We start from the raw sequence: 16293 nt of genomic DNA, 5'->3' as shown, positions 1-16293 counted from the left end.
GGCTAGTCGAGATTTGCAATCCTTGGCTGGTCGAGATTTGCAATCTTGACCCAACTAACCGCGCGTTTGTAACGCGCAGACGTAGCCAGTGCAAGCGCGTTACAAACGCGCAGTTAAGTAGGTCAAGATTATAAATCTTGACCAGCAATCCCTAAACTCATCCACAACCAAACCTTATGCGCTTTTTATTCGCCAGACAACCAAACGTAACGCGGACTTCAGTCCGCACTTTTCTTACTCCCATGCGGACTAAAGTCCGCGTTACGTGCCTCTTGCTCCTGTCAATCGGCGCGATTGCGCAACCAAAACCACCAACGTACCTGATCTCGGCACCGGCGGGGAGTGCGTATACACAGATCGATAAGGCGGGCAAAACGGTGCTGCCCAACGGGCGATTCATCACCCCGCGTGGCAAACAGATCGAGACGGCACCACATCCGTATGGCCTGGTGCTGAGCCCCGACGGAAACACGGTGATTACCGCCAACTCCGGCATCAATCCGTTTTCTATTTCCATCATTCGTAACGCGCTGACCACCACACCAACCGTTCGGCAAGTGCCCGAGGGCGTAAAAACCGATAATGGGGTGCTGGAAGCCTGCTTCATGGGCCTGGCCGTTTCGCCCGATAACAAGCTGGTGTACGTAGCCGGTGGCGAAACCAACAAGATTTTCCTGTTCGACATCGCGACTGGCAAACCGGCGGGCAGCATCAACTGCGAGGCGAAACAGTATAGCCACGGCTACATTGGCGACATGGCCCTAACCCGCGACGGTAAAACGCTGTATGCCGTCGACCAGATCGGATTCCGACTCCTGATTATCGACGTACCCAGCAGAACTATTCGGCACAACGTACCTACGGGGCGCTACCCATTCGGCGTTACCCTCTCGCCCGACGAAAAGACGGCTTACGTAGCCAACGTGGGCGTTTTCGAGTACAAACCGTTTACCGACCTCGACAAGAAAGACCTGAAACGCACCGCCCACGACTACCCCTCGTCGAAGTATGGCTCGAAAGAAATGCGCGAGGGCGACGAGAAATACGGTGTTCCGGCCCTGGGCGATCCAAACGTACCTGAGGCCTTTTCGGTCTGGCAAATCAAACTTGACGGTTCACCGGCCAACCCCGCCGGATCGGGGCAGGCTGTACCTGGCGTGACGGCAAAGATCAAAACGGGCTTTCTGGTCGGTCAGATGGTTGAAGATTTTCCGGCAGTTGGCGGGTCGAGCCCCAACTCGGTGGTGGCTACCGATCAATACGTTTTTGTCAGCAATGGCAACAATGACTGTGTCTCGGTGATCGATGTAAACACCAGCAAGGTCATCAAAAACATCGCTCTATCGCCCGATGCACGGCTGGGCAACCGGCGCGGTGTAATCCCGTTCGGCCTGGCGCTTTCGCCCAACAACAAGCGGCTTTTTGTAGCCGAAGCGGGCATCAACGCCGTGGCTGTCATCGACGTTGCATCACTGGCAGTAGTTGGTCATATACCGGCGGGCTGGTTTCCGTCGAAACTGAAGGTGAGTCAGGATGGTAAGCAATTGATTGTGGCCAACGCGAAGGGATTCGGCAGCGGACCCAACGGCGGTAAAACATTCACCCTCAGCGACAAGGGCAGCTATATCGGTAATCTCATGAACGGCACCGTATCGGTCATGTCCATTCCGACCGATACGGAACTGAAAGCCGAAACCGAGCAGGTTGTCCAGAATAATTTCACGTTCACGCCGATCAGCAACCCCGCCGATGCGGGGCAAGCTGTGCCTGCCACCAACCCGATTCCGGCATATCCCGGTCAGCCGCGAGTGGCGAACGCACCGAACCCGATTAAGCACATTGTGTTCATCGCCAAAGAAAACCGCACCTACGACGAAGTACTGGGACAGCTTCCCGGCGGGCGGGGCGACTCCACGCTAGCACGCTACGGGGTTCGGGTTTCGGTCGCCAACAAACGCACGAACCAGACCGTCGACAAAGCGGCCGTGATGCCCAACCACCACGCGTTAGCCCGCCGCTTCGCCATGTCTGACAACTTTTACTGCGACTCTGACGTATCGGCCGACGGGCATCGGTGGCTGGTGAACACGTACCCAAACGAGTGGGTCGAAACAAACACAGCCGCCTCGTACGGTGGTCGACAGCATCAGCGCGACTCATCAGATGCGCCGGGCAATCGGGCCTTTGTTGGTTCTGCCGGGTCTATTTATCCCGAAGATTATAACGAGGGCGGTTCGATGTGGGATCACCTCGAACGCTGGAAAAAGGAGTTTTTCAACTTCGGTTTCGGCGTTGAAATGGCCGGGGCCTACAGCGACAGCACCATGAAATACATCGGTGAAAAATACACCATCAACTACCCCCTACCCGCCCCCCTCTTCGACCGTACGTCGCGCATTTTCCCGACCTACAACATGGCCATCCCCGACCAGTTCCGGGCCGACTTGTTTATGAAAGAGTTTAATGAGAAATGGGGTAAGGACCCCACCCCAACCCTCCCCGTAAGGAAGGGAGCCGCATCTACTCCCTCCCTTACGGGGAGGGTTGGGGTGGGGTCCTTACCCGATCTACTGACGTTGATGCTGCCGAACGACCACGGTACCCGGCCCAGACCGAAAGCGGGTTTTCCGTTTACCGAAAGCTACATGGCGGATAACGATCTGGCGTTGGGTCGCGTAGTCGAGTTTCTATCAAAAACGCCGGAGTGGAAGAACATGCTGATTGTGGTGCTGGAAGACGACCCACAGGGGGGCGTTGATCATGTCGATGCGCACCGGAGTCCGCTGCTGGTGATTTCGCCCTGGGTGAAGCGCGATTATGTGGGACACGTGCATTACAGTTTCGGCAGCGTGTTCAAAACGTTCTGGAACATCCTCGGCATGCCCTGCCTGAACCAGTATGATGCTGGCGCCACCGATCTGTCCGATCTCTTCACCGACAAGCCCGACTTCACGCCCTACCGCGCCGTTCCCGCCGACATCCGCCTGTTCGACCCACAAAAAGCGCTGGACCCGTTCGACGAAAAATTCGACTGGAAAGCCTTCTCTGAATCGGAAGAACTGGACCGTACCGAGACCATGCAAAAACGCCGCGCGGAAGACGATGATGAAGCCAGAAAGAAGAAGCCGGTGAAGAAAGCGAAAACAAAGCGCCCGCGTTGATTAACGACGAATCTGGAGTTGAGGGTAATCCAAAGAAAACTGTAGCTCCATAGCGACATTCCTTTATCAATCAACCACGGCTCTTCAATTGGTATGCTAAACGTCGTCGTTCTGATGCAATTGTTCCCTAATCTCGCTCAGCGTTTGTTTGCGAACCAGTTTCCCGTCGAGGAAAACGGTTTGTAGCAGGCCGGTTTGTTCTTCGGCCCAGGTACGTTGGTCGTGCATCACAAGTTGGCCGTTTTCTTCAGTGATGCAGAGCAGTCCTTTCGCTGACTTCTTGGTACCGTTGTCTGTTTTAGGATCTTTGAAAATGTCGCGGCCTTCACCGTTTACCTGCCCGTAGGTGGCTTTTACGGCAAATCCGAAGGTGTCGCGAGTGACATATTCGTAGGTAAACGAGCCAATGCCCAGCACCACGTTGAATGACGCGAAACCTTTCTGCTTCAACTGTTCCAGAATACGCCCTTGCCGTTCGGTGGTAATACTATCGCCGTAGATCAGGCCGATATGGCTATCGAGCAGCTTATAGCCTCGCTCGGTGATGGTACCGCCGAAGGTTTCCCACATACATTCAATGGCGCCTTTGAACGTCGGACTACCGGGCTCGGCGTCTGGGTTACCGCAGATAATCTTCACCGGGTCGCCCGAATCGGGACGGATCACCACCTTTCCCTCACGAGCCAAAATATCGGTTTTCAGTTCGGGCAGAAATTCAGTGATGACGCGCCAGAAATCCCAGGTATCCGAAACAATCGAGACCACGCCCGCCGGATAAACGGTAGTGATCAGTCGCCGAAATGTTTCTATCTCGCTGTCCTTCAGCCCCATACACATGACGCTGTGCTCGGTAGCCGGTACCGAACCGCCAACCAGTTCGCGGTCGGCATCGGCGTCGTAATACGCTTCCAGGAAATCGATGGCGGGGACAGAGTCCGTTCCGGTAAAACTGAGCAGGTGACCCGCTCCGCTCATCACAGCGTCTTCAACACCCGACATACCGCGCATCGAAAAATCGTGCCCCTGCCAGCCAACAAAATCGCGATTGCCTACGGTTTCGTCGGCATATTGGTCGAAAACACGGCGGTACGTCAGGGCGGTGGTGGCTGAGGTACAGGGTTTCCAGAGCACACACGAAATCAGGGTTTCGAGGTAATTGGTCAGCCAGAAAAATTCGGGCCGGGTGTTCTTCATTGTCAGCATAGCCACTTTCAGCGGAACGCGTGTTCCTTCGGCTACGGCCTTAATCTCCAGTGGCAAATATCCCAGATCGTGCAATGCGCCAATATGCGCTACGTCAATCGCGCCCGGTCCCAGCGCCGTATCCATCCGGCGTTGATACTGCGCCAGTACCTCGGCCTTCGGGCGACGGAAAAACCCTTCGTTCCACTGATCGATCAGGTATTCCTGCACAAAGTATTGCAGACCAAAAAAGACAACCTCATCGGTGCCGGGTACGCGACTGTTACGGGGTGTGAGGTTACTGTAAACCAGCTCGGTACCGTCGGGATATTGGCGGCGGTGGTCGGCTTTGTAAAAATCGATCAGGGTCAGCGGATTCGTTCTCATGGCTGTTGTTGGTTAAAGCGTGATCAGGTTTTTCAGGGCAATTTGCGTGAATACGTCGGTGGAGGGAAGTGACGAAAAGCTATCGGTCGTGTACACGTGATCGAGGGCGCTGGTCAAGGGCGCAAGGCCTTTGCTGAAAATGCCGTGTGAGACTGCCAGTGAAACACGGGCCGGATTCAGTTTTTGGAGTTCGGTGGCGAGGCCCGTGAACGTGCCGCCCCCATCGCAAATGTCATCGACGATCAGACACTGCCGACCGGTCAGGTCATCGGCGAAGACACGAAAGCCGGTCAGGTCGCCTGTTCTCACGTCGCGCTCTTTATCACAAACCACTACCGGAATGCCACCCAGGGCCGTCGATAGCTTGTGAATTTTCTTCAGTGCCCCGGCGTCTGGTGAAACAAGACAAACGGCTTCGGGATCAAACTGCGTCAGTACCTTCGCCACAAATGACTGGTCGTTTATCACCTGCGCTTTATTCAACAAAGCAGCCGTCACGTCAGAATGTGGATCGAATACATAGACCCGGTCATACTGCTGCGCATTGATGAGGTCGGCATAGACCCGGACGCTCAACGGCTCACCAGCAACCATCAGCCGATCTTGTCGGGCGGCCGGGAAATAAGGCAGCAACACGGACAGGCGGTCGTAACCAGCCCGGCGAAGTGCATCGGTTGCCAACAGGAGTAGCATGAAATCGGCACCACTGGTAGCGCGTTGCGTAATCAGCACAGGCTCAGGTACAGCCTGCCCCGACAAGGCGGGGTTACCTGTAACAGGCAGATTCAGCTTAATGTGGGGTTCACCTCCGCTGAAGGTAAACGCACTGAAGACAATTGGCGTGGCGTCGGTCGGTGTAAAGCCGGGTGACAGATGTAACGCGAGCATATTGTTTTTGTGTAAATTCTACGCAAACGTAATTCATTCTTTTTCAACAACAAATTATTTTGCGTAAATTTTACACAAAAAAAACGTAACGCGAACTTTAGTCCGCATTCCAGCTATACAAAGTGCGGACTAAAGTCCGCGTTACGCTATATCGAACAGGAACCCTTCCTGCCTGATGGCTTCGTAACGTACCTGGTCAAATGAATAGAGCGAGGCAGGACGGCCTTTGTCGGGCGTAACCTTATCAGGCAGTTCGATCAGGATGCCGAAGCTGAGGAATTTCTTGCGGAAGTTTCGTCGGTCGAGCGGTTTGTTGAGGATAGTGGCGTAAAGGCGTTCAAGCTCACCGAATGGAAACTTTTCATCCAGCAAAGTCAAACCGATTGGCTCGTAAGTGAGCTTGCCACGAAGCCGTTGTAGGGCTGTCTCCAGAATGGTGGCATGATCGAAAGCGAGTGGTGGCAAGTCATTTAGCGGAAACCAGTCTACGTCCTGGGCGTCGGTGCTTGCCTGTATCACAAAATCAGACGGACGCACCAGCCCCATGTACGCGACGCTGACAATGCGTTGCCTTGGGTCGCGGTCCACTTTTCCGAAGGTGTACAGTTGCTCCAGAAAACGCAGTTGAATGCCCGTTTCTTCCTGTAGTTCCCGTTCAACAGCCGTTTCGAGATCTTCGTGGGGCAACACAAACCCGCCCGGTAAGGCCCATTGTCCATCGAATGGCGGGTATTTTCGATTAATAAGAGCCACAACCAGTTGCCCATCCCGGTAGCCAAATACCACGGCATCGACGGTCAATTGGATGGAATTATCAGGTATCTTCATAGTGGGTTGTGGGTTTGGGGACGTTCGGCAAACACAGGTGTCAGCCTTTACCGGCAAAGAAACGCAAGTTTTCGGGCGGCCTAACTGAACGCATGCCGGTTTCTTCGTAAATTGGTTCGCTCTTTACTTCACCCTGACAAATGGCACTCTACAACCTTCAAATCAACGGCAAAGCGTACCGCGCCGACGTAGACCCGGATACCCCACTCTTGTGGGTTCTGCGCGACAACCTGGGACTGGTTGGCACCAAATACGGCTGTGGCATTGCCCAGTGTGGCGCCTGCACCGTTCACCTCAATGGCGAAGCAACACGCTCGTGTGTGTTGCCGGTCTCAGCAGTTGGCAAAGGGAAAGTAATTACCATCGAAGGGCTGGCCGCTACGGCTGGTTCGGGTCCGGAAAAACTCCATCCTGTACAGAAAGCGTGGGACGAAGTCGACGTGGCGCAGTGCGGCTATTGTCAGGCCGGGCAGATCATGACGGCGGCGGCGTTTCTCAAGAAGACACCCAAGCCAACCAACGCCCAGATCGACGACGCTATGAGCGGTAACATCTGCCGCTGTGGCACGTATCACCGCATCCGCGAAGCTGTGAAAGTAGCCTCGAACGCAACGGCATCTGCCACTAAGCCCAAAACGAAATAGCCATGCAAACGTTATCGAACGCAAGCCGCCGGAACTTCCTGAAAGTGGCCGTAGCGGCTGGAGGTGGCCTTTTTCTGGGCTTTAACTGGACCGACGCCGAAGCGGCCGCAGAAGCCTCTGCCGCCACTACAGCACCGGGCGTAGGCTTCAACAGCTACCTGTCCATCAATCCGCAGGGAATCATCACCATTCTGTCGCCAAACCCCGAAGTGGGTCAGGGCATTAAAACGGCGTTTCCGATTGTGGTAGCCGAAGAACTCGACGCCGACTGGAAGAACGTGATCGTTGAGCAGGCTCCGCTCGATGGTAAACGGTTTGAACGGCAGGTCGCGGGCGGAAGCGGGTCTATTCCGCACTCGTGGACGCGCCTACGCAAAGCAGGCGCTACCGCCCGCCAAATGCTGATGGAAGCCGCCGCCAAACGCTGGAACGTACCTGCCGCCGAATGCACCACATCTCTCGGCGTTGTCAGCCATGCCGCCACTAATCGCAAACTCAGCTACGGCGAGTTGGCTACCGAAGCGGCTCAGATTCCGGTTCCGACCGATGTGAAGCTGAAAGAGCCGAAAGACTTTAAGCTGATCGGGCAAACGATCAAAAACGTTGACAATCCGGGTATCATCACCGGCAAACCACTATTCGGGCTCGACTTCTACCGCGAAGGCATGCTATTTGCCATGCTGCAACGGCCCGCTTTTGGCTACACGCTGAAGTCGATGAACGATACGGACATCAAGGCCATGCCCGGTATCGTCGACGTGTTTAGCTTCGCTAATAACGTAGCCGTTGTGGGTAAATCGACCTGGCAGGTTCGGAAGGCGAAAGAGGCCCTGAAAATTGAATGGACAAAAACCGACGCTACTGAAAGTACCGCCGACCATAACCGGATCTTCGGTGAACTGCTGACCTCTACCAAAGCCACCGTTCGCCGAAAAGATGGCGACGTTGATGCGGCGTTTAAGGGCGCGGCCAAGGTTGTTTCGGCCGAATACCAGTGTCCGTTTCTGCCTCACAGTCCCATGGAGCCGATGAACTTCTTCGCCCACGTGCGGCCCGACGGTGTTGAGCTGGTTGGCCCTACCCAAACGCCCGATCTGGCGCGTGGCGAAACAGCCAAACTCCTCGGCATTTCGCCCGATAAAGTCACCGTGCAGATGACCCGCATGGGCGGCGGTTTCGGGCGACGCCTCAAAGCCGACTACGTAGTAGAAGCTGTTCAGGTATCGAAGCGGGTAAATGCGCCGGTGAAACTGATCTGGACACGCGAAGATGACATGACGGGCGGCAGCTACCGGCCAGCCGTGCGCTACCGGTTCGAGGCCGCGCTTGACGCTCAGGGTAACATGATTGGCTATAAACTGCGCGGCGCCAGCATCAACGCGGGCAGCTCGACGCGGGAAGACAATTTCCCCGCCGGAGCCGTCGATAATCTACTGATCGATAGCATCGACCATAAATCAGCCATTACCACCGGGCCATGGCGCGCGCCGATTACCAATTTCCTGGCCTTCGCCGAACAGTCGTTTCTGGATGAAGTAGCACAAGCCGCCGGCAAAGATCCTGTCCAGTTCCGCCTCGAACTGCTCGACAAAGCCAAAACAAAACCAGCCGGTGCCGTTAAATACGACGTCGACCGGATGAAAGCGGTGATCAACCTGGCCGTTGAAAAGTCAGGTTGGGGGACCAAAAAGGGCCCGGATGGTCGACCTGTTGCGCAGGGTTTCAGCGTATACTTCTCGCACCGGTCGTATGTAGCGCAGGTGGGCGAAGTAGTGATGGAGAAAGACAAACCGGTGGTGAAGAAGGTCTACGCCGCCGCCGACTGTGGCATCATCATCAACCAGAGTGGTGCCCGGCAACAGGTAACGGGCTGTATCGTGGATGGTATTGGCCACGCGATGTTCGGCAACATGACGTTTAAAGACGGGGTGCCCGAGCAAAGCAACTTCAGCAATTACCGCCTCATCCGCCTGAACGAGATTCCCGATGTCGACGTCCATTTCGTCGATAACGGCATGGAGCCTACGGGTCTTGGCGAACCAGCCCTCCCTCCTGCCGGTGCTGCCGTGGCCAACGCCATTTTCAAAGCCAGCGGCAAACGCGTCCGCAACCAGCCGTTCATCGAAGACGAAGCGTTGAAACGAATCTTGTAAAAACAGTCCTCTGTCTTTCATCCTCTGTCCTCTGTTGCACTGCTAATCACCGATGTGTCTCGTTAGCGAAGCAACATAGGATAGAGGATGAAAGACAGAGGACTATTTTTAGATCATTCTCTCACCTAATCTTCAGATGTATAAAGGTGATTCCGCGCCGACAACGAATCGTTATAGGTACGAGGGGGAATGGAGCCATAATAGGGATTATATATCTTGACAAAGCTGGTGGACTTATAGTGGATGGAATCAAGATCTGTTTTCAGATACGGTTGCCACCAGCGCTCTTCGGTCAGGTAATCGCGCCAACGCCAGAAACGCCAGATCTCAATGGAGCGAACCCGATACAGCGTTCTGTCGGCTTGTGGGTACAGCAATATATACCGTTTGTAGTAAGGGTTTTTTAACGTGTCTTTCAACCAGCCACTGTACACGAATACGTTGTCTTTAGTAATGTAATCCGATTCCAGCGGCTGAATTAAGACACCATCTCCGACAAAACGAAAGACATGATACAGGGGTACCACATTACTAAACCCAATGAAAATCAGTAAATACAGTAGGGGTTTAGCAAACTTTCTCATTGAGACTCGTACAGCAGGATGCTGATTTTGTATCCTGTGAAGGTAGGATAGCTAACAGGCTGGAAAATTGACATATATCAATTTCCATTCAACTACTCCTTGTTCTTTCACACAAACGGCAAACTGAAAACAGTAAACTTCTTTTTGATGAAATCACCCGCCTTCCTTCGGCATCCGGTCGCCTTTGTTGTTTTTGGTACAGTAGCTGCTTTTTGCACCTATACCTGCATGTACGCTTTTCGCAAAGGCATTACGGCGGTGACGTTCGAGGGGATGGTGTATGCCGGTATCAGCTATAAAATATGGCTGGTGATGGCGCAGGTGTTTGGCTACGCCATGTCGAAGCGCATCGGCGTGAAAGTGGTGTCGGAAATGCCTCCGGGGCGGCGCGTTATCAGTATCCTGGGCTTCATCACCGTTGCCGAACTGGCGTTGCTTGGTTTTGCGGTGGTTCCTGCACCCTGGAACATCGTGTTTCTGTTTCTCAACGGATTACCGCTGGGCATGGTCTACGGCGTGGTGCTCAGCTTTCTGGAAGGCCGGCGACAAACCGACGCGCTGGTAGCCGGACTGACCGCCTCGTTTATCTTCGCGTCGGGCTTCGTTAAAACCGTGGCCCTTACCCTTCGCCGCGACTGGGCCGTAACCGAATTCTGGCTGCCCCTCACCACCGGACTTCTGTTTGTGTTGCCCATGCTGGTGTCGCTCTATGCTCTATCGCTGTTGCCGCCGCCAACCGCCGCCGATCAGGCCCTGCGCACGGCCCGTCAGCCCATGGATGCCGACGATCGTAAAGCTTTCGTCCGCACTTTCGCCGCCGGACTTATTCCGTTTATTGCTTCCTATGTGCTGTTAACGGCCTTCCGCGACTTCCGCGACAATTTCGGACCGGAGATCATCAAGTCGCTCGGCATTACCGACCCGGCCGTTTTTACGCAGACTGAGACCACGGTGGCCGTTGGCATTTTAGCGCTCATGGGCAGCCTGCAACTCATCAAAAGTAACCGACTCGCCTTTCAGCTCATCAACGTCGTCATGGTGGTGTCGGTTGGGCTCGTGGGCGTCAGTACGTGGTTGTTTCAGCAGGGTATGCTCTCGCCGGGAACCTGGTATATGCTCGTGGGTTTGGGCCTATACGGCGCCTACGTACCCTGCAATGGCCTGTACTTCGAGCGCTTTGTAGCCTCGTTCAGGTACGTTAGCACCGTCAGTTTCGTAGTTACCCTGGCCGACTGGTATGGCTATCTGGGTAGCGTAGGCGTGTTGCTGTACAAGAATTTTGGCCAAAGCAACATCAGTTACCTCGACTTTTTCATGTACGGGGCCTACATTATAGCCATTGCCTACGCCCTCCTGATCGCAATTTCGTACCGCGCTTTCTGGCGTATGGGGAACGAAGTAAAAACGACCGTCAGCGCTTAGCAGGTAATAGCCCGAATGTGACGGATGCTTACCAATGAATCATTGACCGTTCAATTTACGGACCAGGAAAAGCTCTTTGCCCCGTTAAGGGCACAACAGCGCAGCGTCGGTAGATAACGGGGTGCTACAAAACAGACCAGCGTGCCGTAGGTACGCAACAGGCACTCAGGGAGCGTATCTATGGCACGCTGGTAAGAATAGGCCTTACTGGCTAAACTGCAACACCGTGTTAGGCCCAACGGTCAAAGCAATACCGGGATTGAAAGTCACGCGCAGGGCCTGGGCCGTATAGTTACCCGGCACCGTTACGGCATGGTTGAGTTGCACGGCATCGGTAAAGATTGGTACGCGCCCGCACGACCAGACCGCCGGATCGGTCCATTCGCCGGATTTTACCGTAGCCATTACACAGGGACCGGCGTTAATTATCAGCGTGGCCACTGCCGTCAGATTGCCCGGATCGGTTGCTTTGATTGAGGATGTAAAGCTACCGGCCTGAGTGGGTATACCTGATAGAAGCCGGGTTGGTGGATCGAATACAAGCCAGTTGGGCAGGTTGCTGGCACTGTAGCTTAGGTATTGGCCCTCAGGATCGGTAAAGGTTGGTATGGTATACTGGAAAGACTGACCCACAAGAGCCGTTTGCGCGGTCAGTACAGGCGGTACGGGCGGCTGATTCACCACCACCCAAATGGGCAGCGTAGCCGTTGCCATTGCATTTTGCGGATCGGTGGCGCGAACAATGGCCGAGTAGCTCCCCGTCTGTGTAGGTGTGCCGCTCAACACCCGTGACTCCGGATTGAACTCCAGCCAGGCCGGTAACTGCACCGACGAATACGACAGACTTTTACCTTCTGGATCGGTAAAGGCAGGCAATACATAACTAAATGGCTGATTTCGCTCAACTACCTGCTCAGTCAGCGCTGGCGGCACCGGAGGCTGGTTGGGTGCCACCGTAATGACTACAGACACCGACGCAGGCAGACTACCCGCGTCGGTTGCGCCAATAGTGATGGTGTAGCTGCCGGTTTGGGTGGGCGTACCGCTCAGCAGCCGCGTTGTGGCGTTAAAGGTGAGCCACGACGGCAGCGGAATGGCTGTGTAGGTCAGTACCTGCCCCTCCGGGTCATAAAATTCCGGTATGGCGAACAAAAACGGCTGGTTCAATGCCGCCGCCGGTGGGTTAACAGGCGGAGCTACGGGCGGCAGGTTCGGAATGGCCCCCACCTCCACGCCCCCGTTCCAGACAGATCCGACACGGGTATAGACCCGAAAATAATACTGCACCAGGGGGTTTAGTCCCGTCACTATTACGGCTGTGCCATTGCCCCGGTATACTACCTTGCCGTTTTCAAATGCGGTACCGTTTCCGTTAAAATTGGCGTTGGCAGTATAGGTAGTTCCGGTAGGCTCAGTGGTGAAACCGGTGTTCTCGCGGGCGACCACCAGAATCTCGTCGAAGGCGATGTTGGGATTGATCCAACCCACCTGCACCGCGCTCAACTGGTGCGTTGCCGTTACGTTGCTCACCAATGAACTGGCCGAGCTACAATCGGGATATAGCAACCGGGTGGTCGAAGCCGTCAGCCCACCATTGTCCGTAACGACCAGCGTGACCTTATAATAGTAGGTTTCGTTGGGACTACATCCCACCGGCGAGACCGTGATTGTGGGCGAAGCACCCGGGAGTGCAGGTTCGGTATGGCTGTGGTTGTTGTGTTCGAGCGAGAGGTACCACGCATAGGTCAGATTGGTAGGGTCGGTATCGGTCACGGCAGCCGAGAGCGTATACGTAGTAGCCTGACTCATGGTGTATTTTGTGCCGACAGCCGGATTGGTAATCTCTACCGAAGGCGGGGTGTTGTTGGTCGAGATAACAACCATTTTGGGGATCGACGTCTGGTTTTGGTTATCTTTTACTACCAGTGTAACCGTATACTGACCAACGCCCGTGTTGCTGAAGGTGTGGGTTGGGTTGGCTCCGACCGCGTTTATACCATCGCCAAAATCCCAGGCGTAGGTGAGGCTGCCGCCTTCAGGATCCACAGAAGCTGAGCCGGTAAACTGCACCGTCAAGGGCGATGGACCGTAGGTCTTGTCTGTGCTGATGATGGCCACGGGGGGCTGGTTTATGCCGTAGCTGATTCGGTTGACTAGTCCCTGCACTCGAACATAATACAGCGAACCGTCGCGCGGGTTCATCTGCAAATCAACTATACCGATATCATAGGCGGCAGGGGCAAAGTCCCGCATCTCCTGTACCACCAGTTCGCCCTCATTATTCAGCGCCAGATTCTTGATCCAGTTTTCGCCGTGGTCGCTGAAGAAATAACTGTTTTTGTAGGTGGCAGGAAACTGATTGCCTGTGTAATAAAACCCGCCGATAACGCAGTTGCCTTTGAAGGGCGTTCCGGCTGGCGCCCCGGTGGTGCCGATAGACCGGGTGATGGGCGTGGTACCGCTAAATGCGGGAACACGGGTGCGGGCAGTGCCGTGGCTGTAATCCAGGATGGGGCGCGAGTGGGTAAACCGGCGAAGAGTAGAGTCGGGGTTGGTCACAAACGAGGTTGGCTGCACGCACAGACTATCGAAGGTGGGCATGCCAGGTTCGTCTAAGTTAGCTACGTTGGTGCCGTAGTACGAGATGGTAGGTTCCAGTCCTTCATACAGGGGCCAGCCTGCGTTCAGGCCGGGCTGGTCGATCAGGTGTATGTCTTCGACTTTGTACCACCCAACGTCGCCCACGAGCAGCGTGCCGGGGTTATTGGCGGCAAGGCTTGTGCTCCCTGTGCCGGGTTTGAGGCTCAGTTGAAACGGATTCCGCATCCCTAACGCCCACACCCGTGACTGGGGCTTGCGCGGGTCAGCCGGATCGAAGAACGGGTTACCCGGAATGCCATTGCCCGTGTTGGGATCGATGCGAAGAATCTTTCCGCACAATGAGTTAACCAGCTGCGACCGCATAGCCCCTACGTTTTCGTTTGGTCGCATCATGCTATAATTCAGCGACGCCTGAAAATAACTGTCGGCCCGACTGCCTACGTCTACCCCTTCGTGGTGTGCCCCGTCGCCGGTACCAATCAGCAGTGTGCCGTCAGTACCAAAAACCATCCGGCCTCCGCCGTGCGATTCCATCGTAACAGGTATGCCCGTTTCCTTTGTCTCGCCAATGAGAATGTGCCGACTGCCATAGTCGGTGGTAAGTTGGTTGTTTACCTCTTGAAGTTTGTAGCGGGTCAGGCGGCTGATGGTGGCGTTGTTGTACCAGTTGGTATGCGGATTGTACGCGGGCGTTCCAAAATACAGCAGGTGGTGGAGGTCGACCTGGTAAAAAACATAAATCAGGCCGTTGGTTTTATAATTGGGGTCCAGACAGAAGCCGAGCAAACCGAAGTCGTTCCAATCGCCCACTTCTTCGTGAATGTCGAGGACGGGTGTACTTTGCCGAACGTAACCTGACCCGTTCCAGGTCGACACGTAGAGCCGCCCGCTTTTTTCCCAGACGAAGAACTGGTTGCCATCGTCGGTAAAGCGTATACCCACCGGACTAGTATAGCCATCCTGTACCGTATTTCTGGAAAACCCTGACGGCAGTTGCGCCAATGCGTATCCAGTCATTAATAAAATAAGGGCAGCAATTACCACTAAAAAAATGCCTATGGGTATATAGTTGATTTTTATGAGTTTACGATTCATGCTATAGTAGATACTTGAAGTACAAATAATACCTAAGTACACTCACTTAACATACACATAATGAATGATTAAGCAAATTTTCTTTAGTAATAATAACGACTTATTATCGTATTAATACTTACAACATTAATGCCATATTACCCTTAAAAATGGCATTGGCTGGGGGCCTATAAGGCTAATTGGGAGGTTGCTTTTTCCAGACAAGACCGCGCTACCGGGCGATTTATCAAGTTGAGTACGGTGGCTTTAGCTATAGGCGTACCACGCGAAGTTTTCGTCCGACGCGGTCTCTGCAGCCGTTTGGGTTTGTAAAGACCGCATCGGCAGACCGGTTCTTCCTGACAAGGACGGTTTGGTGGGCGAACGGCTGCTGTTGACCATTGATACGTACCTGCACGCCGCCGGAGGTGGTGGCCCGGATGAAGCTGTTGCCCACCAGTGGGTCGTTGACCGTGCAGTTTACGGACTAGGCGAAGCTCTTTGCCCCGTTAGGGGCACAACAGCGTAGCGTCGGTAGATAACGGGGTGCTACAAAAAAGACCAGCGTGCCGTAGGTACGCAACTCGCCCGGCTGTGGCGTATCTACGGCACGCTGGTAGGTACGCATGGCTTTTGATTCTACCGACGCTACGCTGTGATGTCGCTAACGGGACAATGGGCCACTTAGGATTGATACGCCCCCATTTTCTACTCAGCCAGATTGAAGCGTACCTGCACACCGCCCGAGGTGGTGGCCCGGATGAAGCTGTTGCTGACCAACGGGTCGTTGACCGTGCGGTCGAAGAAAGAAGTTCACGTTCAGGCGGCGGTTCACCACGTAACTGAGTTGAGGACGTACCTGAAAATTGAAGCGATCTACCTCATTAGAACATTGGCGAAGCAATGGCACGGAAAAAATATACTCTCCGATTCAGTGAATCAATCAGAACATAGGCAGATTCCTTACTTCCTTGATGTAACGTCTTATAGCGTCCCGGCACGTTGCCAAACTGAACGGATGTATCCTGGCAACAACCAGACTGTTGCAGAACGGTCAACAACTTACCTTGACCTGCCTCCAGATTCAGCATATAGTTTTGCTGTTCGGCTTGTTTCATCAGATCGACTATCTGCCGATCATCTACTGCCAGTTCGCCACAGGTAATACCACCGCCCAAAAAAAACGAATACCCATCGGTGAACTTAACTGATGCGGCATTCGACGGTAGATCCAGCCCTGTAATTTGTTCAGCTATACGAATGGGTGAGGTATAGTAATCCCAGCTAAGCTTAATTACCAGTGCTAGGCCTAACCACACACCTAAAACAACTGCTAATTTCTTCATAACTGCTTAAACTCCGTTTGCTG

General features: G+C 54.3%; 12 protein-coding genes. 4 read left to right on the top strand and 8 right to left on the bottom strand.

Translation table 11 applies throughout. The features are described 5' to 3' along the window. Positions 1-242: 242 nt before the first annotated feature. Entirely contained in the window at positions 243-3161 is a 2919-nt protein-coding gene (locus ACAW87_RS02155) for a bifunctional YncE family protein/alkaline phosphatase family protein (RefSeq protein WP_370721500.1), read from the top strand. 96 nt (positions 3162-3257) lie between these two features. Here ACAW87_RS02155 and ACAW87_RS02150 read toward each other — a convergent pair whose 3' ends face one another. From ACAW87_RS02150 to ACAW87_RS02140, 3 genes are all read right to left on the bottom strand, one after another. Further along, positions 3258-4730, bottom strand: a complete 1473-nt coding sequence (locus ACAW87_RS02150; RefSeq protein ID WP_370721499.1) for a nicotinate phosphoribosyltransferase — start codon at positions 4728-4730, stop codon at positions 3258-3260. A 12-nt stretch (positions 4731-4742) separates the two neighbouring features. Continuing rightward, positions 4743-5618 (bottom strand): ribose-phosphate diphosphokinase, encoded by an 876-nt coding sequence (prs, locus tag ACAW87_RS02145; protein ID WP_370721498.1) that lies wholly within the window; start codon positions 5616-5618, stop codon positions 4743-4745. A 141-nt stretch (positions 5619-5759) separates the two neighbouring features. Then, positions 5760-6446 carry an NUDIX hydrolase gene (locus tag ACAW87_RS02140; RefSeq protein ID WP_370721497.1) on the bottom strand — a complete coding sequence of 229 codons (687 nt, stop codon included), beginning with the start codon at positions 6444-6446 and terminating at the stop codon, positions 5760-5762. 140 nt (positions 6447-6586) lie between these two features. Between ACAW87_RS02140 and ACAW87_RS02135 the strand changes: the two genes are divergently transcribed. Further along, entirely contained in the window at positions 6587-7090 is a 504-nt protein-coding gene (locus ACAW87_RS02135) for a (2Fe-2S)-binding protein (RefSeq protein ID WP_370721496.1), read from the top strand. Positions 7091-7092: 2 nt separating this feature from the next. After that, positions 7093-9243 carry a xanthine dehydrogenase family protein molybdopterin-binding subunit gene (locus ACAW87_RS02130; protein ID WP_370721495.1) on the top strand — a complete coding sequence of 717 codons (2151 nt, stop codon included), beginning with the start codon at positions 7093-7095 and terminating at the stop codon, positions 9241-9243. Positions 9244-9368: 125 nt separating this feature from the next. On the opposite strand, the gene ACAW87_RS02125 is transcribed toward ACAW87_RS02130, so the two are convergent. Then, the gene (locus ACAW87_RS02125; RefSeq protein ID WP_370721494.1) at positions 9369-9827 is read right to left on the bottom strand and encodes a hypothetical protein; all 459 of its coding nucleotides are present in this window, start codon (positions 9825-9827) and stop codon (positions 9369-9371) included. Between the two features lie 147 nt (positions 9828-9974). On the opposite strand from ACAW87_RS02125, the gene ACAW87_RS02120 reads away from it, so the two are divergent. Continuing rightward, positions 9975-11249, top strand: coding sequence for a DUF5690 family protein (locus tag ACAW87_RS02120; protein WP_370721493.1), 1275 nt, complete (start codon positions 9975-9977; stop codon positions 11247-11249). Between the two features lie 204 nt (positions 11250-11453). Here the strand turns inward: ACAW87_RS02120 and ACAW87_RS02115 are convergent, their stop codons facing one another. The 4 genes from ACAW87_RS02115 to ACAW87_RS02100 all read right to left on the bottom strand — a co-directional run bounded on the left by ACAW87_RS02115 (position 11454) and on the right by ACAW87_RS02100 (position 16270). Continuing rightward, entirely contained in the window at positions 11454-14945 is a 3492-nt protein-coding gene (locus ACAW87_RS02115; RefSeq protein ID WP_370721492.1) for a putative Ig domain-containing protein, read from the bottom strand. 466 nt (positions 14946-15411) lie between these two features. Beyond that, on the bottom strand, positions 15412-15552 hold the full coding sequence (locus tag ACAW87_RS02110) for a hypothetical protein (protein ID WP_370721491.1): 141 nt from the start codon (positions 15550-15552) through the stop codon (positions 15412-15414). Between the two features lie 84 nt (positions 15553-15636). Continuing rightward, on the bottom strand, positions 15637-15828 hold the full coding sequence (locus ACAW87_RS02105) for a hypothetical protein (RefSeq protein WP_370721490.1): 192 nt from the start codon (positions 15826-15828) through the stop codon (positions 15637-15639). Then, positions 15809-16270: a hypothetical protein gene (locus ACAW87_RS02100; protein WP_370721489.1), complete on the bottom strand. Its 462-nt coding sequence runs from the start codon at positions 16268-16270 to the stop codon at positions 15809-15811. Before ACAW87_RS02100 ends, ACAW87_RS02105 begins: the two co-directional genes overlap by 20 nt. Between the last annotated feature and the right edge of the window lie 23 nt (positions 16271-16293).

This window comes from Fibrella aquatica, from assembly GCF_041321135.1.
Lineage (GTDB): Bacteria > Bacteroidota > Bacteroidia > Cytophagales > Spirosomataceae > Fibrella > Fibrella aquatica.
The sequence above is the reverse complement of the archived record's forward strand: the minus strand, read 5'-3'. Positions and strand labels throughout refer to the sequence as shown.